We start from the raw sequence: 25133 nt of genomic DNA on the forward strand, positions 1-25133 counted from the left end.
TCTATTTCCCTTTTGCAATATCAATTCCGATGCGCTGACCTTTGTATTTAGCATTTTTAAATGATTTCAATACCTCTTTTTCGAAACGTTTATCAACTTCAAAAAACGAAAAACTTTTCAGCACCTCTATATTTCCAATCTCAACGCTTTTATTGGGCAAATTCTGGTTCACTAAATCGATAATGGTCCGTTTACTGACACCGTTCTTTTTCCCCAAATTAAAAAAGAATCGGGAAAACTCATAACCGCCTCTCCTCCTGTCATTGCGGTCGCTTCGATCATTTCGGTCACCTCTTTTTTTACGGTCGCGTTTTCTGCTCCGCCGCCCTTCCGGGTAATCATCGTTTTGTTTGGATTCATCCACATTAATATCGGGTGCATTTTTATAATAATCGAGGAATCGATTAAATTCAACCGAAACAAAACGTTTGATCAGTTCTTCACGATCGAGCCAGGCCAGTTTTTTGTAGATTACCGGCATAAATTCGCCAATTTGTGATTCGTTTACTTCAATCCTCTCCACCTTGTCGATAAGACTAAAGAGCTGCTTTTCACAAATTTCCTTTCCGGAGGGAACCTCTTTTTTAACAAACTTTTTATTTACAATTTTTTCAACCTGGCGTAATTTACCTTTTTCACGCAGGTGAATCAAAGTAACAGAAATACCTTTTTTCCCTGCACGTCCTGTTCTGCCACTACGATGAATATAAACTTCCGGATCATCCGGCAAATTATAATTTATAACGTGTGTCAGGTCGTTCACATCCAACCCACGCGCTGCCACATCGGTAGCCACCAACATTTGTAGATGTTTTCCCCGGAAACGAGCCATTACATGATCGCGCTGTGCCTGCGATAAATCACCATGCAGTGCGTCGGCATTGTATCCATCCTGCATCAATTTATCAGCAACTTCTTTGGTTTCCATTCGGGTACGACAAAATATAATTCCGTAAATATTCGGATTGACGTCGGCAACTCGTTTTAACGCCAGGTACCTGTCTTTTGCATGAACCACATAATAATTGTGTTCCACATTCTCAGCACCGGTATTTTTCTTCCCAACTGAAATTTCAAATGGATTGCTCATGTATTTGTTTGCAATACCTACAATTTCTTTAGGCATTGTAGCCGAAAACAGCAAAGTTTGTTTTCCTTCCGGCGAATTTTCCAAGATTGCATCCAAATCGTCTTTAAAACCCATGGAAAGCATCTCGTCAGCCTCATCTAACACAAGCCACTGAATATCGTTTACTTTCAGCTTTTTACGTTTGATTAAATCGAGTGTTCTTCCGGGTGTTCCGACTACAATCTGTGCGCCTCGCTCCAAATCTTTAATTTGCTTTTTTATATCGGCGCCACCATAAAGAACGGCTACATTAATTTTGGGAAGATGTTTTGAAAATGTATTGATATCATTGGCAATCTGAAGTGCCAGTTCCCGGGTTGGGCTTAATATCAAAGCCTGAGAATCTTTGTTTGATGTATCAATCTGCTGAATAATTGGCAACCCAAAAGCGGCAGTTTTCCCCGTTCCGGTTTGCGCCAGGGCAACCATATCCTGTTTTTCTTCCAATAAAAATGGAATTGTTTTTTCCTGAACTGGTGTGGGCTGCTCAAAACCAAGTTCTTCAATTGCCAACTGAATTTCGGAGCTTAGCCCCATTTCATTAAATAATGTCATTCAAATACTTCTATAAAATAATGCGCGCAAAGGTATTCTTTTAAAATGAAATACAGGCATTTATAGCTTTTTCTTTTTGATTGTAAACAAATCGTATCTACTGGAAACTATAAAACAGTAGTTCTAATCTTCCAGGTAAACAATCAAATTTACTTTGGAACGAATATTTTATTTTTTATTGCATATATCACAAGCCCCGTGCGGTTTCGCAAATTTAATTTTTCAAACAAAGCATCTCTGTATCCTTCTATTGTTTTCGGGCTTAAATACATTTCTCCGGCAATCTCCTTGTATGTTTTTTCACTGCAGGCGTGCCGAATAAATTCAATTTCCCGTTCTTTCAGGGAAAAGGCGCTGTCTCCTCTGTTTTCCAGTGAATGAATTAAAACCTGTGAAACGGTATTCGTATAATAATAGCCCTGTTTCAAAACCTCAAGCAAGGCATTTTTAAGTTCAGTTTTTTTTACATCTTTTAATAAATATCCTTTCGCACCTGCACGTAGCATTTTTATAATGGTTGTTTCATCTTCTTCCACGGAAAGCGCCAGTACTTTTACTTCAGGAAAGTATTCTTTTAAATGAGCAGTAGTTTCAATTCCGTTTAGAATTGGCATATTCACATCCATCAAAACAACATCAGGAATGTTTTTAGGATCTTTGAATTTTGTGAGCAATTCCTGTCCGTTTTTACAAACATAAAGTACAGAAAAATGATCAAAATTGTCGACCAGGTCACCTATCGCCTGTGACAGAAGGGTATGATCATCTACTACAACTACAGTATAATTCATATTTGTTCAATTTTATAAGTTAGCGAAAGTTGGGTTCCACAATCTTTTGCGGATAAAATTTCCAGATCTGCATTAATCATTTTTGCCCTGCTTTTAATATTGTTTAAACCAATTCCTTTACCGGGACCAAAATGGGTGGAATCAAATCCAATACCATTATCAACAGCATTAATTGTTAATGTTTTGTCGTTATAGCTTATTTCCACATTAAGTTCTGATGCTTTTGAATGCTTGATTGTATTTGTGAAAAACTCTTGCAATATCCTGAAAATGATAATTTCAACTTTATTATCTATAGAAAAAATAGTCCCGGAACATTGGATTGTAGCTACCAGGTATTTTAAACGATTATATCGTTCTATTTCAAGTTGAATTGCTTCCACTAATGAAAGACTTCTCAATGTGTCGGGATTAATAAGTTTAGACAAACTTCTTAATTCTTTTAAACTTGTTCCGATTGTATTAATGGCCTCGGTAATAGCTTGTGAATCGTCGTTTGCATTTTGTAACTGAATTTTTGCCAAAGTAAGCAGTTGCCCGATATTATCGTGAAGTTCCCAGCTGATATTGCGTAAAGTTTCTTCCCTGATCTCTATCTGTGTATCGGTCAGTTCTTTTTCAAAGGCTTCCTTTACCTTCTCCTGCTCTTTTAAAAGTCTGTTCTTCCGGGTCACGAAAACAGAAAATAACGTTATAATTATTATTACAAGAACAACTAAAATAATTACAGAGACTAGCGTGGCAATTTCTTTTTCATCCATAAAAATCCAATAATAAAACAGCCGTTTAAAATCAATATCAGTATTCTATGCACTATTCTTAAAGCTAAGTATACATTATCCTGATACTCAAAAAATACTCTTGTTAGTTTTATCGGGATATAACCAACATAGAAAAGCAATAATCCAACACTTATCCAAAACAAAAGATCCCGCCTGATTAACAAGACTTTGGATGTGGATAAAATTTCGATGTAATACAAAATAATACAAAACAAAAGAGCGCATGCCCCAACTACATAAGCCAGTAACTGAGATTCTGTTATAAAATTCTGAAAAAAAGGATTGACGACGCTGGCTAAAACAAAGATACCTACACAAACAACAATCCAGTTTCTATACTTTTCCTTTGTTATTGAATACCAAAAAGCATTGTAAAAAAACAGAAAATATATAACATTGTATATATTGTAAATCAATACATTATTGTTATTTGAATAAATATTGAGGCTACCAATTATTTCATTAACCGCAGTGTAAATTAAAATGATAGATATGTATTTTAGTGGCGTACTTTTATACGCCTGGTATTTAACCACTGCAATAACAGCAACGGCTACCTGAATAACTAAAACGAAATAACCTAAAACAATATCTAAAAATTCAACTTTCATAAATTGGTCTTATGTATCAACTCAATCAAAATCAGTTTGATTTGGTGGCGGGACTAAATTTGATTCATTCAAAATTAAACTTCGTTGACCAGACGATGCATTGGCAGCGGAGAAACCTGAGCCACTACTAAAACCAACATAACTAAAAAAACTGTTAACCTGTCCTGTCTTATTGGCAATTGATCCGCTTTTGTTGTGTTTATCAATTTTTTGCAACCTATCAGTCATAATCTTAGCCCTTTCATTTATCAACACTGCCTGTCTCTCTCCATCTTCCGATTCAGCGGTAAAGAACCCATAGTCTTTCCCTTCAACCTTTAATGTTGGTACAATAAAAAATGAATTCTTTCTTGGATAGGTTACCGTTGTTCCGTCTTCAAACTTTGTCCTGTCCGGATAATTGGCAAAATAAAATTGTAATCCTGAAATCTCAACACCAGCTGCTTCCGCTTCCTGTTCAATAAAAGTGATGTACTGTTTAATCGTTCGAAAATCATACCAACCGGAACGCGTGGGATTAAACTCCTCATCATTATTGTTTTGCTCTTTCTCATATGCCCTGATAACGGGAACCCTACGTTTGGAATAGGTTTCATACATCTCCCGGGCAGTTTCTAAAGATATAATTTGCTCAGGAGCTTTTACCGGATCAGGCTTTGGAATTGTTTGTTTGCAGGCGCTGAAAAAAAGTGTTATTAACAATAAAAACAACAATCCTGTTACTTTCATCTTGATAATTCTCATGATATTAAAAATTTAATGGTTTAAACAAAGTTACGGGCATTTCTACGTAATGCAATATATATTCTACATCAAATAAAAACAAGAAAGCGGTATCGCTCTCACTACTTGAATATTACAAACATCATTTCCTGTCACAATGGGTCAAAATCCTTTGCAAAGGGGGGATTTACCCCGTTCAGCCTGAAGGGTTTTCACCCTCAGAATCAAGAGCTTTTACCTCGAAACATAAGGGGCACATATGAATGTATATCAGCGGTTTAACTCTTGACTCATGCCTCCACTGATACTAATTTTGTGTTATGCAGATATTGAAAAAACAATTTTCCCAATGGGCGCAATCCGAAAAGCCAATTGTAAACAGAGTAGGAAATATTAAACATTAATAATCATGTCAGAATTAAACGAAAAACAATTGTTAATAGCCCGGAAAGAGTTTAACTTCTTTATGGCTGTAGGAGAAAAAGATTTCCCAAAATTGAAGCTGAACACACCTCTGGATTTTTTTAAAACAAAAATGAATAAATTTTATGAGGAGTTAGGATGCGTTGGCTTTAATCCGGCTTTTAATGAATTAACTGCCGTAATAAAAATAAAAAAAGAAACGGGCTATTCAGGTAGTTTGTGCACCAAGGGCTCATTCGAATATGTGCGGTTCTATTTGGATTATAACGATGGTTCAGGGTGGAATGACATGGGATTTACTGCTTTTAACGCCCACGATATTCCTACTCAAAAAGACTGCGATAGTAAACCCGAAAAACCAATTGATTATGTAGTTCGGTTAAAAATTAAGCCAAAACAGGATTTGTGTGTAAAAGCAAACTTGCCAAAGGTTAAAGCTGTGTTATCATGGAATTCTGTTCCTGCGCCGAATGACCCCAACTTAACTACAGGGAGCTACATTTGGGGAGATGTAAAAGAAGAATATATTCAAATTAGCCCCATAAAATTCTTTATCCCTAATTTACCTTTACTTGAAGTTGGCAGCTTATTTGAAAAGGCATTACTGAATCCGGAAGTTTCGTTAAACGATATCGCTACAACAATTCCCGAAGGCGATGTCTCTTTAAAAAAAGCAAAAAAGGAAATGCTATCCGGCAAGGTTGATTTTCAGGAATTAGCCAATACTTACAGAAAGAAAAAAATAGAACCATACCGCTTTGGATATAAACTTTTAGAAGAAGCAGGAAGTTCTCCCGATTACACAATTTCAAACAATGTATATAAGTTGTTTGAATCCAATAAATTATCGTTTGTTGAAAGTTTAGGAAAATTAAATAAGTTAAAATGCAATACGACTTATGAAGAGTTACTTTGTGTGGGAGCAGATTACAATCAGGAAGCTTTAATCGGAACTCTGAAAGTGAAGAAACCAGCCGGTTATAACGGAGATTTATGCAAAGACGGAAGCAGAGAGTATGTTTCTTTTTGGATACAGGAAGAGGATAATTGCAGCTGGGAACATGCAGGTACAACCTCTGTAAATGTTCACGACATAGCAAGTATTCCCAGGGGAGGATTGTCATATTCAGTTATCCTGCCTTACGATTTCTCAAAATTTAAACGTAAATGCAATAGGCCAAGGGTGTTGAAAGTCAGGGCAATCTTGTCATGGAATGTTCCGCCGTCCGGAATGGAATGTTCTCACTGGGGTAATATTGTTGAATCTTATATCCAAATAAAACCAGGAATGGTGTGGACTGCAAATTCACCTAAAATAATTACCCTAGGCGGAGTTTCTACAGATAATATTGACAATTTTACCGGACTTACTTTACCGGGAGCAAAAATAGAATTTAACCAAACAAACACCTTTAATGGAAGTCCATTCGGTGGAATTATCGTGGTACAAGGCGTATCAACCTCATTTGCCGGAATGAAATACAAGGTTAAAATTACAAACCTCACGACGGGTGGAAGCTACTACCTGAACAATAAACTTGCTTTGTTAGGCTATAACCCGGCCACAGGGATAGTCACACATCCGGTAGAAGTTCCGGTTAGCGATGAATATACGTATCAGCCATATTATAACAATATCGATAGTGTGTTAGCGAGGTTTTCACCCGGCACCAACGATAAACTGCTAGTTACCATAGAAAATCAAAACGGAACTTCTGATAGCCAGGTTATACAAATGGATAATACATTTCCGGCAGTTAGTTTAACGATCGATGATCAGGGAAACTGCTCTCATTATGCAAAAGGAGATACAATACACGGTGAATTTACAGTTGATGACAATTATTTAGAGAAGTATTCGATAACAACAAACACCGGAACATACACCAAGGTAGGAACCGGTCTGGGACAAAGTGGCACAACCACAGGTTCAGGTCAATTTAATATCGTAACATTTACAAATAGAAACTGTGGTTCCATCTACTTAAAAGCTATCCAAAAAACCATATGGAATAGCGTAAAAACAGGAACTTACAGTGATACTCAAAGAATAATATGTCTTTCTGAATAAAACCATCCTTTAAATAATCCCCAAATCCATCCCTCAAACAAAGAGCGGGTTCTGTAATCGGACCTGCTTTTTTTTCCTAAAAAAGAGTGTTATTCACCTGTTTCTGGAAAAAAATAAACAAAATTCTGTTAATGCATTTCAGCAGATTATAAAACTTTCTTTACATAAACTCCTCAATGTTAACTAAACCTGAGGTAAATACTAAACTTAGTTTAAAACTGAAATTGACGAACGTTTAGGATTTGTAGTTTTATAAACATGAAACCATTACCTTTGTTGTCTTATAATATTCATTTCAAAAACAAAAAAGGTATGAATATTAATTTGCCAATGAAAACATTACTCTTCCAAATTACAATCTTGTTTGTGCTTTTGGGAGCCGTAAAAAAAATACAGGCTCAGGAAACAGATTCAATTATTCCTATTCAGGAAGATCCTGAGAAAATCCTTCGGAAAATTGATATTCGTGAAATTACACAACATGGTTTTAATTTCTGGCAAGATAACTTTATCGGTCATTGGGCGGGTGTTGATTTTGGGTTCAACTCATTTCTGAATAAAGATTACTCGGGTTATGAAACCGAATTTATGAATAACGATGTATTCCGTTCAAATTCTACTTACATCAATTTTATTCAGCAAAGTATTGGTTTACAGCACAACAGAAATACAATTGGATTGGTCACGGGTTTGGGTCTTCACCTACAGAGCTACCGCCTTGACCAAAATACAACAATTTTAAGGGGTGACAATGATAAAATTGAATCGGAAACCCTGTATTTCGACCAAAATCAGAAATCAAAACTTTCTATTGTTTCTGTTCTTTTACCTCTACTTGCCGAGTTCCAAATTCCTATTAATCATTACGAAAACAGGCTTTATTTATCGACAGGATTATACACCAGTTACCGAATTAACAGTCATACAAAAATAAAATACCGGATTGAGGGGAAAAAAGAAAAATTGAAAGTGCCCGGGCATTATCATTTACAAAACTTTAAATACGGATTCATGGCTCGGATCGGTTATCGAAGAATCAATCTTTTTGCCACTTATGAACTGCTTCCGCTTTTTAAAGAACACAAAGGCCCGGAATTAACGCCTTTTACTTTTGGCTTTACCATAGTAAGTTTTTAAAATTGATAATATGAAACCATACATTTTAGAACAAACCAACTGGAAACAAATAAAAAGTCAAAGATACGAGGTTGCCGTTTTACCCTGGGGAGCAACCGAACCACATAATTATCATCTTCCGTATGGAACTGATTCGCTGGAAACAGCTAAGATTGCAGAAGAAGCGGCAGAAAAAGCATGGGAGAAAAGCGCAAAAGTAATGGTTTTACCCACCATTCCCCTGGGTATTCAAAACATGGGGCAAATTGAATTGCCATTTTGCCTTCACACCTCGATTTCTACTCAGCAAATGATTCTTCGCGATATTCTGAAAGCCTTGTACAACCAGGGAATCAAAAAATTCGTGTTGATGAACGGACATGGAGGAAATGACTTTAAACAGTTGATTAGAGACCTGCAGCCCGAATTCCCGGAAATGTTCCTTTCTATTGTAGAATGGTTCAAATTGTTTGACAATAAGGACTATTTTGAAGAGGATGGTGACCACGCCAATGAAATGGAAACCAGTATTATCATGCATTATTTCCCTCAATTGGTAAGACCTCTTGAAGAAGCGGGTGAAGGAGTAGAAAAATCTTTCAAATTAAAAAGTTTAAAAGAAAAAACAGCCTGGACACCCCGGCGCTGGGATAAGGTATCGGAAGATACCGGAGTTGGTAATCCTAAAAAATCCACTCCCGAAAAGGGAGTCCGTTTTCTAAATGATGTAACAGACAGAATTGCTGCCTATTTTATCGAACTGGCCAATAGCGATATCAACTCTTTGTACGATTAACGATTTGTTAACTTATAAATTGTCAAGGTTTTAGAAAGAAAACGTGAAGACTATTTGCAAAACTATTTTTATAATTACAAATCTTTACTTTTTTCAACAATAAACGGAATAAAAAATTTGACCAACATTTTAGTTCAAATAATATCAGGGTTTTATATAATTTCGCCGTCCAATTTCAACCATTAAATTATGAAACTTCTTTTAATCAGCAATTCAACAATGCCCGGAGAACCTTATCTGGATTATCCGAAATACGAAATTCAAAAATTTTTTGGAGAAAAACCTGTAACAGCAGTTTTTATCCCCTACGCTGCGGTAACTTTTTCCTTTGACGCATATTGTAAAAAAGTAGAAGAACGTTTTGCAGAAATTGGCCACCACATAAGAGGAATTCATACTTTTGACAATCACGCTGAAGCAATTAAAAATGCAGAAGCAATTGTAGTTGGAGGAGGAAACACCTGGCAATTGGCCCGGATGCTAAACGATGAAAAATTAATGGAAGCCATAGCTCAAAAAGTAAAATCAGGAACGCCGTATATTGGTTGGAGTGCTGGTTCAAACGTTACTTGTCCTACGCTCCGCACAACCAACGATATGCCGGTTATCGACCCGAAAGGTTTTGATTGTATGAATTTAATTCCTTTTCAAATTAACCCACACTACTTAGATGAAAACCCTGAGGGACATGGCGGAGAAACACGTGAACAGAGAATCTCGGAATTTATCGAAATAAATCCTTCTGTTTATGTCGCCGGACTGCGCGAAGGGACAATGCTTTTGCTTGAAAATAATCAGCTCGAATTAATCGGAGACAAAACGTGCCGTATATTCAAAAAAGGAGAGCAAGCAATCGAACTTTCAGAAGGGGATGATTTTAATTTTCTTCTCGAATAGTTTGAATTTCTGATCCGCTTTTTTCTCAAATCGTTTCTTTAATTCTTTGTTACAAATAAAGGGTAGAAATAAGAATTCTATCGTAAATTCAGCAATTCCTTACCTTTGCAACGAAAATTGGAATGGAAAATGGAACTTTTGTCAAACAGTTATTTTGCTCTGTTTTTAATAGTCGCGCTTGGGTTTATCCTGGGCAGAATTAAGATTTTTGGGCTTTCGCTTGATGTTTCTGCGGTTATATTTATCGCGCTTATCTTTGGCCATTATGGAATTGTTATCCCAAAAGATTTCCAAAACCTCGGATTGGTTCTTTTTATTTTCACCATTGGAATACAGGCCGGACCAGGATTCTTCGAATCATTTAAAAAGGAAGGTCGCCAACTGGCCTCATTTGCTACAGTGTTGATTGTAATAGCGGCGGCTTTTACTGTCTTGATTGTTTCTGTTTTCAAAATTGACAAAAATATTGCCATCGGACTTCTAACGGGTGCTTTGACAAGTACTCCCGGATTGGCTGCGGCAATTGATTATACAAATTCTCCTCTTGCATCGATCGGCTATGGAGTCGGATATCCTTTTGGAGTAATTGGAGTAATTCTTTTTATTCGTTTTTTACCAAAAATTCTAAATATTTCACTTAAGAAATCGGAGGAAGAATTCAATTCAAAAATAAAAGAAGAGTTCCCGGAAATAAATCGACGGAATTTTTTTGTTGAAAATGAAAACATTGTTGGAAAAACGATTGGAGAACTTCGCATTCGTTTTATGACCAAAGCAGTAGTATCGCGTGTTGTACATGAAGGAATTGCGGTAACACCGACACCTGAAACCATTCTACATAAAGGAGATTTAATAAAGGCAGTAGGAACAGAAGAAGCGTTAAAAAATGTAGAATTACTTATTGGGCAGCCGACAGAGGAGGAAATTCCACTTGACCCTAAATATGATGTACGTGGGGTTTTAGTTACAAACAAAGAAGTTGTAAATAAAACCATCGGACAAATAAACCTGCTTTACACTTACAATGCAACGATTACCCGGATTCGTCGCTCAGGAATCAATATCTCACCTTCGCCTGGTTCTAAATTACAATTTGGCGATAAACTAATTATTGCCAGTAGCAAAGCAAATATGGAAATGGTTGCCAAAATCTTTGGTGACGATCAAAAAAGGCTTTCCGATACAGATATTCTACCCGTTGCACTTGGAATAATCCTGGGAGTTCTTGTTGGAAAAATCGGGTTAAATATGGGAAGTTTTTCTTTTAGTCTAGGACTTACAGGCGGTGTTTTAGTAATTGCACTTGCATTAAGCAGGATTGGAAAAACCGGTCCAGTGATATGGACAATGAGTGGCGCTGCAAATCAGTTGCTGCGCCAATTCGGGCTTATTTTATTTCTTGCTGCAGTAGGCTCTGATGCAGGGGCTGAAATAGTGAAGACCTTTAACGAATACGGCATTCAGCTTTTCTTATTTGGAGGAATAATAACACTTTTCCCAATGATAATTGCTGCACTTGTTGGAAAATGGTTTTTCAAAATGAATGTTTTAAGTCTTCTCGGTGCAATTAGTGGCAGCATGACAAGCACACCGGGTCTTGCCGCTGCCGATTCTATGACAGAGACCAACGCGCATTCTATTGCTTACGCAACTGTTTACCCAGTGGCAATGGTGCTTTTGATTGTCGTAGTTCAGCTTATTTCACTTCTCCTGTAAAACAAAACTATCATTTGTAATTTTCCGGTTCTAAGGCTGACGGAGCCCAATTCTTAAAAAACCTTAAAACCTTATTTCGATCATATCCATCATCTTTTTCAAGAAAGGCAGAATTTTGTGTGTGAATCCGATTTCCTTCTCCGTCAAGAATGACAAATACCGGAAATCCGAAACGTTGTGGGAATTCGAGTCCGGCAAGTACTTCTTTGTTTTTATTCTTTGGGTCATAATTCACCCGGACAATTTCAAAATTTTCCTCAACAAAAATTTTAATCTCGGAATCTGCATCAACAAAACGATGAAACTTTATACACCAGGGACACCAATTTCCTCCAACCTGAATAAAAACATGTTTATTCTCCATTGATGCTTTTTTAACCGCATCAGCCAACTCCTCTTTAGCATTGGCTTCCGGGTCATAAATTTTAATTTCCTGAGCGTATATGGAATTTACAGTAAATAGTATTATAATTCCTGCAAATAAATTTTTCATTGTTGTTTACTATTTTTACTTCTCTTCTGACCAAACTGACTCCATTTTATAAGCATCCATTTTTATAACTTCAAGTTCTCCTCCATTGGTAAAAAGAACGAAGTCATCAGCCTTTTCTGAAGGCGTAAAGCAATTTGAAACCACTGCTTGCCCGTCATTGGCATAGATCTCAACAGAAGCGCGATCAACCAGGATTTCCAATTTTATTTTATTATCAATGATCGGCAGCGGAACAGTCGCTCCCAATACAGAGAGTGTCTCACGCTTTACGTTGTATAAAACCTCGGTGCCGGCATCCTTTTTCCCATGACGAAGCATAAAACCAAAATTATCCGAAGTTTTTATATCAAACTCTGCAATAATATGATAACAATCTCCACTTATTTTCTTTAAAATATTGTCGTTTATTCCGGGAATAATATTTTCATTTTTCCAGCTGGTATGTTTTCCATGCAGCGTTTCAACTTCTCTAATTGGCTTCCGAATCAACTTATAACCAAAACTAAATTTTTCAATCGAAAGTTCACTGGGGAAAGTCATCTGCCCGTTAAACGGCATATCGGGAAATTTTCCCCCACGCATCCATGCTATCTGTATTGTCCTGCCGTCATCTTCAGGAATATTACTCCATGTTTGAGTTGCGTAATAATTTTTCCCAAAATCACTTTTCATCTTTCCGGTTTCAGGCGAAAAACTTTCACCGTCAAAGTCACCTATAATATAACTTCCATCTCCGTCAAACAACACCCATTTCTTTTCTTCGGGGCGGTTGGTTACCGGCAATTGAACCAGATCCGGACATTCAAAAAAACCGACGATGTGACTTTTCCATTCCCAGTCAACCAGATTTTCAGACACATAAAAAGAAACACCTCTCGTTATATCATCATCTTCTGTTTTTCGATATAACGCCATTACCCAATTCTGGGTGGGTTCATGCCAGAAAACCTTCGGATCCCTTGCATCATCTTTTTCGTCAAATGGAATAATTGGATTTCCTTCATACTTTTCCCATGTTCTTCCTTTATTTGTACTATAAGCAATACGCTGCCCACAGTGTTGACTTGTATAAAGAGCAACCAGCGTTTTTTCGTCTCCCTCTTGTTTTCCCAACAAATTATCCTCATCAACTATTGCCGAGCCCGAAAAAGCGGTACAAAAAACACTATCTTTTGAATTTTCATCAGGATAAAGTGCAATGGGAAGATGCTCCCAATGAACCAAATCGCTACTTACAGTATGCCCCCAATGCATATAACCCCATTCATTCCCATAAGGATTGTACTGATAAAACATATGATACTCCCCCTCATAATATACCAACCCATTGGGATCATTATGCCAGTTTTTTTCCGGTGTAAAATGAAACTGGGGTCTGTATAATTCTGAATAATAGCCCTTTTCAGGTGCTGACGAAGTAAAAATCAATAGGGCAAACACCCCGGCAATAGTTGTTGATAAAAATTTCATAAAAATTATTCTGCTTTTTTGGTTGCTTAAATTTTAGGCGCATCTAAACTATAAAAATTACTTGGAATAATAAATATTATTCATATATTTACCCTTGCAAACCCATAAAATAGAAACTGTCATGAGACGGACGCTTTCGGTCGTCCTCTACATTGTTACCTTTTGCAATGCTAGGGCGATTAAAAAATTGTCTTCTGTCAGAAGATCAGTAGGCAATAATTTGAAGATGTATATTAATACTATCTCAGCTTCATCAGCCCCATTAAATCAGGGAATTTTCCCATTGTTGAAAAAATGCTTATCCCATTTTCAGCATTCATTACTCATTAAATCAGCGCTTTATTTTTCGAAACCCGTCTCAAGGTTTGTTATTTTTGAATATTACAAACCCATAAATAGAAACTGTCATGAGACGGACGCTTTTAATCGTCCTTACCATTGTTACCTTTTGCAATGTTAAGGCCCAAAAGCAACTGTTGACGCAAACCATTAAAGGCGAAAGCCAGATCAACATTGCTTTGGATGACATAAAAAATGAATTTACGCCCCCACCTACCAATGAGAGACAATTGAAGTCTGGCAGCAACGCCGGAAACTTCTTAGTGACCTACGAAAACGTGCCTACTCAGGCTAAAGCTGCTTTTCAGTATGCAGTTTCAATCTGGGAAGGTTTTGTTTCTTCTTCTGTTCCTGTAAGAATCATCGTAAAATGGGAAGAATTGGGAACAAACATGCTGGCTCAAAGCCGACCTTCGCAATTTTACAAAAATTTTGATGGTGCTATGTTTTCCAATGTATACTACCCGGTGGCTCTGGCCGAAAAACTTGCGGGAAAAGATATAAACGGAGAAAGTGAAGCCGACATTGTTTGCAGTTTTAATTCGAATATCCCCTGGTATTATAAAACCGACGGAGATACTCCGTCAACAAAGTATGATTTTGTTACTGCGGCTTTGCACGAAATCACCCACGGACTTGGATTCTCCGGATTTTTAAAAGCAGAGGATGGAAATGGTTATTTAAACAATACAAACAATTTGCCTAGCATCTATGATTATTATATATATAATTTCAATGGTCAAAGAATAGCCGATAACGATAACTTTAAGAGCCCTTCAAGTTCATTGTTTCAACAACTAACTTCTGAAAAGCTAAAATTTAACAAGGAAACGGTAGCCGAAAAATCAGCAACACCGGCACCAAATTTATATGCGCCTGAGAATTGGATAGCAGGCTCAAGTTTATATCACCTTGACCATGAGGATTTAAACTCAAATGACGACAACAACCTGATGACAGCATATAAATACAAAGGCCAGGCAATTCACACACCAGGAGATTTGACGGTACAAATGCTGGCTGAAATGGGATGGAAATCTGTTTCGTTTGATTTTGAAGTTATTAAGGATTTTGAAGAAACCTGCCTGGAACTCCCGCTCCAAATAGGCATAAACAGCGAAATTCCGTTTGACCCAACAAACGTAAAAATAGTCTTTTCAAAAGACTATTTTACCACAAAAGACTCTGTTCGTTTATCTTTCGATACTTCGTTGCAAAAGTATACCGGCAACCTTCCTGTAAACAATTTTTTGGGTAACATTCAATACTATTTTGTTGCTCAATCCACTAATAATATATATAAATTACCAAGCACTGCACCGAACAAAAAATTAACTTTTAGAATTGGACCGGATTATTCTGCGCCGGTTGTTTTTCATAACCCTGTAAAACTTGTTTCAAGCTTATTGAACTCGGTTCAACTAACAGGCAAAGCAGAAGATAACCTGGGAATTAAATCTGTTAAAGTTGAATACAAAGTTGATGGAATTGACCAGAAACCTGTTTTACTAACAGTTAATGAAGAGAACTTCTCGGGGACCGTTGAACTTCCGGGGAACCTTCAAAGTGACGACAAAGTTGAATATCGTATAATAGCGAACGATAATTCAAAAAACAATAACAAAATAGTCGTTCCGTCAAACGGATACTATTCGGTCAATATTTTTGAACCCGGTGAAGCTATTTCTTCATACGAAACTGACTTTAATGATTTCTCAGAAGACTTTATCGGGACTGATTTTGATATTTCAACAGTTGAAGGATTCTCAACCGGTGTTTTACACAGTAATCATCCTTACCAACAATCAAATATCGAAAATGAAAAACTTGATCAGATTACTCAATTAAAATACCCGATTATTATTAAAAATAATGGACTGATGTCCTTCAAAGAAGTTGTTTTGGTTGAACCAGGAGAACCTGAAACCAAATATACAGAATTACTCTTCTGGGATTATGTAATAGTTGAGGCAAGTAATGATTATGGGAGAACCTGGATACCGTTGACTGAAGGATACGATTCAAACAATGACGACCGTTGGTATTCAAGCTTTGTAAATTCATTAAAAAGTAACGCTTCAAGTACTTCATCAGGCGATGAAAGTTTATTCGCGACTCGCACTATAAATCTAACTGAAAACACTGGCCTTAAGGCTGGAGATGAAACACTTATTCGTTTCAGGTTGTCGTCTGACAAATCAGTAAATGGCTGGGGTTGGGCTATCGATGATTTAACAATTCAAAGTAACTCATTGGACACAGAAGAAATAGCTTCAAACGAAAACATTGAGGTTTATCCTAATCCGTTTGCCGACAACTTTTATGTTGACTGCTCCAACTATAATGACATCTCAGCTTTAGATATTTTAGTTACAGATTTGACCGGGAAAACTGTATACCGCGAAACCTGGAACGACCCGCAATATTCTTCAAAAAAACAAGTAAATCTCAATAGTATAGAACCTGGCATCTACCTTGTAAATATGGTAACTGATGCGTCACAAGTAATTACAAAAAAAATTGTCAAATATTAAAATTTACCTATTATGAAAACATTACTTCTTATTGCGTTAATTGCAGCATTTATCGGACTAGTAACTTCTATGGTTGTTTTTTACAAACTCGTTTTTGTTAAAAAAACCAAGTCGTTGTAAAAATTTTATGGGTTACATGAATTTTATTCATGTTTTTTTAAACAAAAGGTAGGAAAGTGCCGGGTGTTAGCATCCGGCCTTTTTTTAAATTGTTTTGCGAGAATGAACTAAATTAGGGATTATTCCTTCATATTTGTATCCGGTTTATGACGGTGCTAAAACGACAAATGAATGAAAAGATTTTTTTTAATAGACTTAATCCTGTTTATTGGAGTAATCAATATCTCAGCTCAACAAGATTGGAAAAGAAATAGCGTCAAAGTTTTACCTCCCGTGTGTTATGCATCTGGAAAAATCGAAAAAGCTGCTATTCCTCCATCAAATGGCTTGTTAAACAGCTTAAAATCGGGAGAAAAAAAATCTGAAATTATAGTTAACTACCGGCTTTTCCCGCAAAACGCAAAAGATGCCTTTGAATATGCTGTTAGTTTGTGGGAGGGTATTATCGAATCACCTGTCCCCATTTATATCCAGGCAACCTGGTCATCACTGGGCACAAATGTACTGGGCAGCTGTGGCCCATCGGAATATTATCAAAACTTTGAACACACTCCTCACCAAAACCGGTTTTATCCAGTTGCTGTTGTAGAAAAAATTACAAAAACTGAAATTACAGGCTCTGAAAATCCAGACATGATCGCTGAATTTAACAAATCAATAGACTGGTATTTTGGAACAGACTTAAATACTCCTGATTCACTATACGACTTTGTTACTGTCGTAATGCATGAATTGGCACACGGGCTTGGATTTACAGGTTTCTTTTTTGTAAGTGGCAACGAAGGTGCTTATGGTTATAATGATTTTGGCGATGCCGCAGCTTTTGATTTGCTGGTAATAAAAAATACGGGAGAACAGCTAACGGATACATCCTATTACCCCAATCAATCAACAAAATTAAAAGATGCGCTTACATCATCAAGTTTGTATGCAAACAGTCCGGTAGCAATAGCTGATGGGAACGGATTCCATCCACGGCTTTATGCCCCTTCTGAATGGAACGATGGCTCAAGTATCTATCACTTAAATGACGCACACTACCCGTCAAACAATCCCAATTCACTTATGACTCACGCCATTGGAAAGGCAGAGGCCATTCACGATCCCGGTCCATTAACAAAAGGAATAATGGCCGATATTGGCTGGAAACATATGTATCTCGACTTTGAACCTTTGAAAGACATAGAGGAAGCCAACCCCCTCATTTTTAATGTTACTATTGAAAGCGATTATCAAATAGATACAACATCTCTTATGATTATCTATTCAACTGATTCCTTTCAATCTCAAATTGACTCTGCTTCTTTATTCCCGACAGAAACAACAGGGCTATTCTCAACTGAGATAACTCCAGGCAACCAAACAGATATTATTCAATATTATATAAATGCCGGCGATATAAAAAACCGAACATTCCGCTTACCAACAGAAGCTCCCAACATCTTTTATGAAATTAAAATTGGACCTGATACTGAGAGTCCGGTAATAGAACATGAACCGATTGCTTATTATTTGCCTGGTAATGAAAATTTAGAAATTTCAGCAGAGGTAAATGATAATTTAGGAATCGACACTGTTTATGTCGGTTACGATATCAATGGTGTAAATCAAGGATTTTTTGGGTTAGAACGGGAAAATGAAACCACATTTTCCGGGTATTTCAACTTTGATCGAAATCTTCTAAATGATGGAGATATTGTTCATTACCAAATTTTTGCTGAAGACAGTTCAAGTGCAAAAAATATTGCAGTCTCCCCGGAAGACAGTGCCTTCTCTTTCCGAATTGAAGAAATTTACTACCCCGTTGTCAACTATGTGAATAATTTTAACAACCTGACATCCGATTTTATTATTTCTGACTTTGACATTTATACGGAAGATGGCTTTGAAAATGGTGCGCTCCACAGTCCACACCCCTATCCGAGCCCGAATGACAATAACAAGGAATTAAACTTCTCGACCATTCTAAAACACCCAATTATTATTCAGGAAAATGGATCGATGACATTTGACGAAATAGTGCTGATTGAGCCTGGTGAAAACAATACAAATTTTGGCGATACGGAATTTTGGGATTATGTGGTTGTTGAAGGAAGTAAAGATTTAGGAAAAAACTGGCTACCACTATCCGATGGTTATGATTCAAGAAAAAGTACCATCTGGCTTACAACCTACAATGAAGATATAACCGACCAGGTTTCGAATGCTGTTGGTGAACCCGATTTATATATCTCCAACGGTATAAATCTGCTCGAAAACGGAAACTTCATGGCGGGAGATACAATTTTAATACGGTTCCGTTTGTACTCCGACCCATTCGCCCACGGATGGGGTTGGGCAATTGATAACCTGAGGATTCAACAACCCGTTTCTTCTCCGTTAACTGAACTTTCACCCGGTAACATTTCTATTTTCCCCAATCCAGCCGAAAGCCAGGTGAACTTAACCTTTGAAATCTCAAATAATAAAATTAACGATATACAAATTGTATTTTACAATACATTTGGACAAAATGTAAAGTCAATTCAATTTGAAAATAATTACGGGACTACCACAAAAACAATCAATATAAGTGGATTCACTAAAGGGATGTATCTGGTAAATATTCTGGAAAACGGACAAAAAGTAACTTCGAGGAAACTGATAAAAAGATAAATTTAACGTTAAAACTCGATTTCAAATTCAGATAAAATTTATTCAAAAACAATTTATTGTTTCATTTTTAAAATATATACCTATCTTTGTTTCCACATTATAAGAAAAATGAATATAACAATTAGCAATACCTATTTTTACTATTACTTTTATTTTGGTTCTAAAATCGGGATCAGGAAGTAAGGTATTGTTTAATGTGAAGATATGTTACAGAAAGGTCTCGAAAATTCGAGGCCTTTTCTTTTTTTATAAACATTAAAAAAATGAAAATAACATTTATTGGGCTTGGTTTAATCGGTGGTTCGTTAGCTAAAGATCTAAGAAAAAAGAAATTTGCCACAGAACTGATTGGTATTGAAAATAACCAGAAGAATGCTAAAAAAGCAGTTGAGATTGGTCTGGTTGACCGGACTGAAACACTTGTAAAAGGAATTGAAGGTGCCGACCTCGTAATAATTGCAATTCCTGTTGATAAGGAACTTGAAGTACTACCTGAAGTTCTGGATAAAATCTCAGCCAACACAACGGTAATCGACATGGGATCTACAAAAAAAGTGATTACTGATAAGGTTGCAAACCATCCCAACAGAAAAAATTTTGTTGCGGCTCACCCCATGTCCGGAACAGAAAATTCAGGACCTACCGCTGCCATAGATAATCTTTTTCGAGGAAAAATTACTATCCTTTGCGACCAGGAAGATTCAGGTCCCCAGCACGTTGCGCTTGCTGAAAAAATGTTTCAAGCGCTTGGAATGGATGTTGCCTATATGTCATCTGACGAACAAGACCACAGCACGGCTTTTGTTTCACATCTTCCGCACGCCGCAGCTTATGCTCTTGCAAATGCTGTTCAGGCAAAAGAAGACAGAAGTATAATTTTTGATTTGGCGAGTGGAGGTTTTCGGTCAACCGTCCGTTTAGCAAAAAGTTCACATAGTATGTGGCATCCTATATTTCAACAAAACTGCAAGTATGTTGTTGAATCGCTGGATGTCTATATCAAACATTTACAAGAACTTCGCGACAGTATGAAGGATAACGATTTTGACAAATTAAAAGACCTGATAATAAACGCTAACAAAATCAGAGGAATCCTTGATGGAGAAAATCCTCATTTTGTAAAGAATGAAGAAAAATTTACAAAACTTTATACAAAATAAAAATGACTTTAAAGCTTGAAATTAATCCAATAAAAGAGTGGTTACCACACATTGATAATCCTCTTTTAATTTCCGGACCTTGCAGTTTGGAAAGTGAAGAACAGGCGCTGGACACAGCAAAACTACTGGCTCAGGATAAACGCGTATTTATTTACCGTGGAGGCGTATGGAAACCAAGAACAAGACCTGGTTCTTTCGAAGGAGTAGGTTCCGTTGGATTAAAATGGTTACAAACGGTAAAAAAAGAAACCGGATTACCTGTGGGAACCGAAGTAGCAAATGCCCAGCACACCGAGGAGGCGCTAAACGCAGGATTAGATGTATTGTGGATTGGAGCACGCTCAACTGCCAGCCCGTTTGTGGTGCAGGAAATTGCCGACGTTGTAAAAGGAACAGATGCTGTGATTATGATCAAAAACCCGGTAAATCCGGATGTACAGCTCTGGATGGGTGCTGTTGAACGGATAAATCAGGCAGGGATAAAAAATATCGTTGCCATTCACCGCGGTTTTACTCCTTTCAGAGAAACAAAATACCGCAACTACCCCAACTGGAAAACAGTTATCGAACTCAAACGAATTCTTCCCAATCTGCCAATTATTTGCGACCCCAGCCATATTGCCGGAAAACGCGAATATTTATACGAAATTTCACAAAAAGCATTTGATATGGGAATGGAGGGACTGATGCTGGAATCGCACCGGGATCCTTCGTGTGCCATGAGCGATGCCGCTCAACAACTTACTCCGGATGACCTCGGAAAATTACTGGATAAACTGGTTATCCGTCACGAAAATGCAAATAACCCTAATTTTGAAAGCCAATTGGATGTTCTGCGTAATCGCATTGATGCACTCGACTCTGAACTTCTTGAAATTCTTGCATCAAGGGTTGCCATTGTAAAACAAATCGGGCAGTACAAAAGAGAAAACAACGTTACTGCACTGCAGATGAATCGCTGGACTCAGTTGATGGATAACAGGGTAAACCTGGGAAAGCGCCTGGATATCAACGAAACATTTGTAAAAATACTTTTTCAGCTCATCCACGAAGACTCCGTAAGAATGCAGACTGAAATTATGGATGAAGAATAAGCGCATTAAATATCACCGATAACCCCGGGGAAAATTTTCCGGGGTTTTTATTTGAATAATAATCTCAGAACCTTAAAAACCCACTTTTTATACGGAGGATATCGCAGAGGCAAATCAATTTTCGAAGATGTTTTCATGACTGAACGTTCATGCGAAAAAACATCAAAACTGTGCTTACCGTGATATGAACCCATTCCGCTATCGCCAACCCCGCCAAAAGGCAATAAAGGATTTGTAAAATGGAGAACAACATCATTTATCATCGCATCTCCCGAAGTAGTTCTATTCAAAAATTCTTTTTGCTTTTTTCGGCTTTCAGAAAAATAATACGTTGCCAGTGATTTCTCTTCTTTTTTCAGGAAAGAAAATACATCATCCATACGTTGAAAACTTAACACGGGCAAAACCGGACCAAAAATCTCATCTTTCATTACCGGTGAGTCCGGTAAAACATCAGTTAAAATTGTTGGTGAAAAATAATTTGTTTTTTCATCGTAATCACCGCCGTAATAGACAGTAGAACCTTTCAATAATTCTAATATCCGCCGTACAGCAGAAGAATTAACGATTCTTGTGAAATCACCATTTTCTTTAGGAGCTTCTGAATACATTGATTTGATTGCCGCTACCATCAATTCCAAAAATCTATTTTTTACTGATTCATGTACAAATAAATAATCGGGTGCTACGCATGATTGTCCGCCGTTTAACAATTTCCCCCAAACAATACGTCGGGCTGCAATTTTAAGATTTGCATCTTTATCTACAATCACAGGATTTTTTCCGCCCAGTTCGAGTACAACCGGTGTGATGTATTTTGCAGCTGCCTGTAAAACAATTTTTCCAACACGCGAACTTCCGGTAAAGAAAATTTTATCCCAACGATAAGAGAGCAGTTCCTGGCTTATTAATGCATCACCTTTTACAACGTAAACATACTGTTTGTCAAAAACTTCACTGATTATTTTTTCAATAGTATCCGTAACGCTTGTAACTGCCTCTGAAGGTTTTAGAACAGCAACATTCCCTGCTGACAAAGCTCCAACCAACGGAGCAATTGTTAGCATAAAAGGATAATTAAACGGACTGATAATCAACACTCTACCTAAAGGTTGTTTGTGAACAAAACTCTTCGAAGGAAACGCATGCAAAGGAGTCCCGGCTCTTTTTGGTCTGGCCCATTTTTTTAAATGCTTTATGTGCTGTGTTAGTTCATTTTGCACCAAGCCAATCTCGGAACTTATTACTTCAAATCCACCTTTCCCCAGATCTTTTCGAAAACCTGTAATTAATTCCTCCTCGTACTTTTTTATCGCCGATTTTAATTCCTTTAACTTTTTAATCCGAAAATTAACGTCAAGGGTAATGTTTGAATAAAAAAAATCATCTTGCGCCTGAATTATCTGTTTCAGATTTTTCATTTCTCCGGCATGTGGATTTTCGAGCATTTGGTCAGCGATTTTATCATCGATTGTTCAATAGTATTGTAATCCAGAATTTTTTTCCCAATAAAAATAACAAAAATTGCCAATTGTTTTTCTGCCTCTTTTTCTGTCAATAAATGTTTATTCAAACGATACGCTTCCCGCATTCTCCTTTTTAACAGATTTCTTTGCACAGCTTTTTTGAAATTTTTCTTACTAACGGAAAAACCGATTTGAACCTTATTTTTAACTGGCAATTCGCAAGGCAGATAAATTACTTTTAACGGAAAAGATATAAATGATACTCCTTCAGAAAAAAGTTGGTCGATCATCTTCTTGCTGCAAAGCTTCTCCTTCTTTTTAAAGGTGTAGCTGCCACTATGCATTTCAAACTTTTGCGGAGATTTTTCCATTGTAAAGTAAAAAGGCTATCCATAAAAAAGGACAGCCTTTAAAATTATATATTTTTCTTGTTAGCCGCTATTTATTATTCTTTTTAATGTACTGCTCCAGTGCCATTGTCATTGAGGGCGCCTGTGCTGTTGGCGCTTCAATATCCAAACGTAAACCGGCTTCGCGCACTGCCTGTGCTGTTGTTGGCCCAAAACAGGCAATCCGGGTATCGTTTTGTTTAAAATCCGGAAAATTCTGAAAAAGTGATTTTATTCCTGAAGGACTAAAAAATACAAGGACATCGTAATTTACGTCAGCCAAATCTGACAAATCGCTACTTACAGTACGATATAAAATCGCCTTTGTATATTTATACCCCTCTTTATCCAAAAGTTCCGGTATTTCCTGTTTATGAATATCAGAAAGCGGGACAAGGAATTTCTCGTCTTTATGTTTTTTCATCACATTTACCAAATCGGAAAACCGGCCGTCGGCATAAAATATTTTTCTTTTTCGGTATACAATATATTTCTGAAGATAAAATGCAGTAGCCTCAGAAATACAAAAATACTTCATCGAATCGGGTACAGTCAATCTCAATTCCTGGCTTATCCTGAAAAAGTGATCGATGGCTGTACGACTGGTAAAAATTACTCCTGTGTGCGACAAAATCTGAGTCCGGGTTTGCCGGAATTCTTTTGCCGATACACCTTCCACCTGAATAAACGGGCGAAAGTCGATTTTAACACTATTTTTTTCAGCCAACTCAAAATACGGTGATTTTGTTGTGCTTGGCTCCGGTTGTGAAACTAATATGCTCCTGACTTTCAAAATTTTGATGCTTTTAATGAAACTTATCCCCTTCTTACATGACAACTATTTTATAAATTAAAAGCAAGGGTAAAAATTCAAGGGAACAAAGGTACAAAAAGAGATAAAATATAGAAAACTGTTTTTTTAATAAAATTGAAATCCCTCTTCCCAACAACAAAAAATAAAAAACAACTAAAATCACGCATCCGGTAAATATCAGAAAACCAATGCTTTCAAAAGGAATGAAAGAAATCAAAACCACGATTGGAAATAAAATCAAACCTGCAACCCTGTTAAAATTATCATGATTAAACAGGTATTCACCTGTTTCTTCCCAGCCTTCAATAACCGTCCCTACGGCGCGATAAATCATCTTTTTGGCGACAAAATAAATGAGAACACTTCCAAAAAGCAAAAGAAACAAAATCCAGCTCCCAAAAGGAGATTTAAAGTTAAAATAGCTAACAAGCTGAAATAGAAAAACAGAAAAGGTTAAATAAAAAAATATTTCCAGCCGGACAGCTCCACTTGAAATGGAGTAATTTTTTTCTTCTATCATTCGAAATGAGCTGGAATAATTTACAACCGACTGAAACAAATAGTCGATATATTTCGAAAAAGAAAATCTAACCGAAGCAAACAAAACAAAAGTCGCTATTAAAACAAAAGTCAACCAATCCGTATTATAGGCATTTCTTTCACGAACGGGCAATCCGATTCCTTGTTCGGGAGCAACTTCAGATGTTGTTAAATTTACCTCCGTTTTTGGCTCCATATAACGCTTCCCGTTTACAACCAACCTGTTTTCTCTTTGGCGTTGCCAATACCTTATTTGCGCCAAAGTTGATTTTTCTGTTTTCGGAATTGTATCTGTTGTGGTTTTTGAAAGGGTGTCGCTTTCCTGAAAATTGGCGTTAATAAAATAAATCTCCCTAAAGTGTATCTCTCCCTTTTCAACATTATTATGCGTTGAATAAGGTGTTGTAAAGATATTATGCGGGTATTTAAAACTCAACTTCTATTTTCAA

20 protein-coding genes are annotated in these 25133 nt (G+C 36.9%); 9 read left to right on the forward strand and 11 right to left on the reverse strand.

What is annotated here, in order from left to right:
- Window position 1: 1 nt before the first annotated feature.
- The 5 genes from K5G00_RS12500 to K5G00_RS12520 form a co-directional block, all read right to left on the reverse strand.
- A complete protein-coding gene (locus K5G00_RS12500) occupies window positions 2–1684 on the reverse strand; it encodes a DEAD/DEAH box helicase (protein WP_238766498.1) in 1683 nt (560 codons plus the stop codon).
- 149 nt (window positions 1685–1833) lie between these two features.
- Window positions 1834–2475 carry a response regulator transcription factor gene (locus K5G00_RS12505; RefSeq protein ID WP_238766499.1) on the reverse strand — a complete coding sequence of 214 codons (642 nt, stop codon included), beginning with the start codon at window positions 2473–2475 and terminating at the stop codon, window positions 1834–1836.
- On the reverse strand, window positions 2472–3236 hold the full coding sequence (locus K5G00_RS12510) for a sensor histidine kinase (RefSeq protein WP_238766500.1): 765 nt from the start codon (window positions 3234–3236) through the stop codon (window positions 2472–2474). Before K5G00_RS12510 ends, K5G00_RS12505 begins: the two co-directional genes overlap by 4 nt.
- Window positions 3209–3868, reverse strand: a complete 660-nt coding sequence (locus tag K5G00_RS12515; protein ID WP_238766501.1) for a hypothetical protein — start codon at window positions 3866–3868, stop codon at window positions 3209–3211. The genes K5G00_RS12510 and K5G00_RS12515 overlap by 28 nt, the downstream gene beginning before the upstream one ends.
- Window positions 3869–3889: 21 nt before the next feature.
- Window positions 3890–4612, reverse strand: coding sequence for a hypothetical protein (locus tag K5G00_RS12520; RefSeq protein ID WP_238766502.1), 723 nt, complete (start codon window positions 4610–4612; stop codon window positions 3890–3892).
- A 388-nt stretch (window positions 4613–5000) separates the two neighbouring features.
- On the opposite strand from K5G00_RS12520, the gene K5G00_RS12525 reads away from it, so the two are divergent.
- From K5G00_RS12525 to K5G00_RS12545, 5 genes are all read left to right on the forward strand, one after another.
- Complete coding sequence (locus tag K5G00_RS12525) at window positions 5001–7085, forward strand: hypothetical protein (protein WP_238766503.1); 2085 nt, start codon at window positions 5001–5003, stop codon at window positions 7083–7085.
- A gap of 312 nt (window positions 7086–7397) precedes the next feature.
- Window positions 7398–8222: an outer membrane beta-barrel protein gene (locus K5G00_RS12530; RefSeq protein WP_238766504.1), complete on the forward strand. Its 825-nt coding sequence runs from the start codon at window positions 7398–7400 to the stop codon at window positions 8220–8222.
- A gap of 10 nt (window positions 8223–8232) precedes the next feature.
- Window positions 8233–8997, forward strand: coding sequence for a creatininase family protein (locus tag K5G00_RS12535; RefSeq protein WP_238766505.1), 765 nt, complete (start codon window positions 8233–8235; stop codon window positions 8995–8997).
- 189 nt (window positions 8998–9186) lie between these two features.
- Window positions 9187–9894, forward strand: a complete 708-nt coding sequence (pepE, locus tag K5G00_RS12540) for a dipeptidase PepE (RefSeq protein ID WP_238766506.1) — start codon at window positions 9187–9189, stop codon at window positions 9892–9894.
- A gap of 129 nt (window positions 9895–10023) precedes the next feature.
- Complete coding sequence (locus K5G00_RS12545) at window positions 10024–11610, forward strand: aspartate:alanine exchanger family transporter (protein WP_238766507.1); 1587 nt, start codon at window positions 10024–10026, stop codon at window positions 11608–11610.
- A gap of 10 nt (window positions 11611–11620) precedes the next feature.
- On the opposite strand, the gene K5G00_RS12550 is transcribed toward K5G00_RS12545, so the two are convergent.
- On the reverse strand, window positions 11621–12103 hold the full coding sequence (locus K5G00_RS12550) for a thioredoxin family protein (RefSeq protein WP_238766508.1): 483 nt from the start codon (window positions 12101–12103) through the stop codon (window positions 11621–11623).
- A gap of 15 nt (window positions 12104–12118) precedes the next feature.
- Window positions 12119–13573, reverse strand: a complete 1455-nt coding sequence (locus K5G00_RS12555) for a glycoside hydrolase family 32 protein (RefSeq protein ID WP_238766509.1) — start codon at window positions 13571–13573, stop codon at window positions 12119–12121.
- A 407-nt stretch (window positions 13574–13980) separates the two neighbouring features.
- Between K5G00_RS12555 and K5G00_RS12560 the strand changes: the two genes are divergently transcribed.
- The 4 genes from K5G00_RS12560 (at window position 13981) to K5G00_RS12575 (ending at window position 21475) form a co-directional block, all read left to right on the forward strand.
- Window positions 13981–16446, forward strand: coding sequence for a T9SS type A sorting domain-containing protein (locus K5G00_RS12560; protein WP_238766510.1), 2466 nt, complete (start codon window positions 13981–13983; stop codon window positions 16444–16446).
- Window positions 16447–16737: 291 nt separating this feature from the next.
- Entirely contained in the window at window positions 16738–19221 is a 2484-nt protein-coding gene (locus K5G00_RS12565; protein ID WP_238766511.1) for a T9SS type A sorting domain-containing protein, read from the forward strand.
- Between the two features lie 263 nt (window positions 19222–19484).
- Window positions 19485–20381 (forward strand): prephenate dehydrogenase, encoded by an 897-nt coding sequence (locus K5G00_RS12570; RefSeq protein WP_238766512.1) that lies wholly within the window; start codon window positions 19485–19487, stop codon window positions 20379–20381.
- Window positions 20382–20383: 2 nt separating this feature from the next.
- Entirely contained in the window at window positions 20384–21475 is a 1092-nt protein-coding gene (locus K5G00_RS12575; protein ID WP_238766513.1) for a chorismate mutase, read from the forward strand.
- Window positions 21476–21522: 47 nt separating this feature from the next.
- Here K5G00_RS12575 and K5G00_RS12580 read toward each other — a convergent pair whose 3' ends face one another.
- The 4 genes from K5G00_RS12580 to K5G00_RS12595 form a co-directional block, all read right to left on the reverse strand.
- Window positions 21523–22923 (reverse strand): aldehyde dehydrogenase, encoded by a 1401-nt coding sequence (locus tag K5G00_RS12580; protein ID WP_238766514.1) that lies wholly within the window; start codon window positions 22921–22923, stop codon window positions 21523–21525.
- Window positions 22893–23312 (reverse strand): ribonuclease P protein component, encoded by a 420-nt coding sequence (gene rnpA, locus K5G00_RS12585; protein ID WP_238766515.1) that lies wholly within the window; start codon window positions 23310–23312, stop codon window positions 22893–22895. Before rnpA ends, K5G00_RS12580 begins: the two co-directional genes overlap by 31 nt.
- Window positions 23313–23379: 67 nt before the next feature.
- Window positions 23380–24123 (reverse strand): uroporphyrinogen-III synthase, encoded by a 744-nt coding sequence (locus tag K5G00_RS12590; protein WP_238766516.1) that lies wholly within the window; start codon window positions 24121–24123, stop codon window positions 23380–23382.
- Window positions 24124–24157: 34 nt separating this feature from the next.
- Window positions 24158–25120 carry a DUF4271 domain-containing protein gene (locus K5G00_RS12595; protein ID WP_238766517.1) on the reverse strand — a complete coding sequence of 321 codons (963 nt, stop codon included), beginning with the start codon at window positions 25118–25120 and terminating at the stop codon, window positions 24158–24160.
- Window positions 25121–25133: the final 13 nt, after the last annotated feature.

It is taken from the genome of Maribellus maritimus, from assembly GCF_022267315.1.
In the GTDB taxonomy this organism is placed as follows: Bacteria; Bacteroidota; Bacteroidia; order Bacteroidales; family Prolixibacteraceae; genus Draconibacterium; species Draconibacterium maritimum.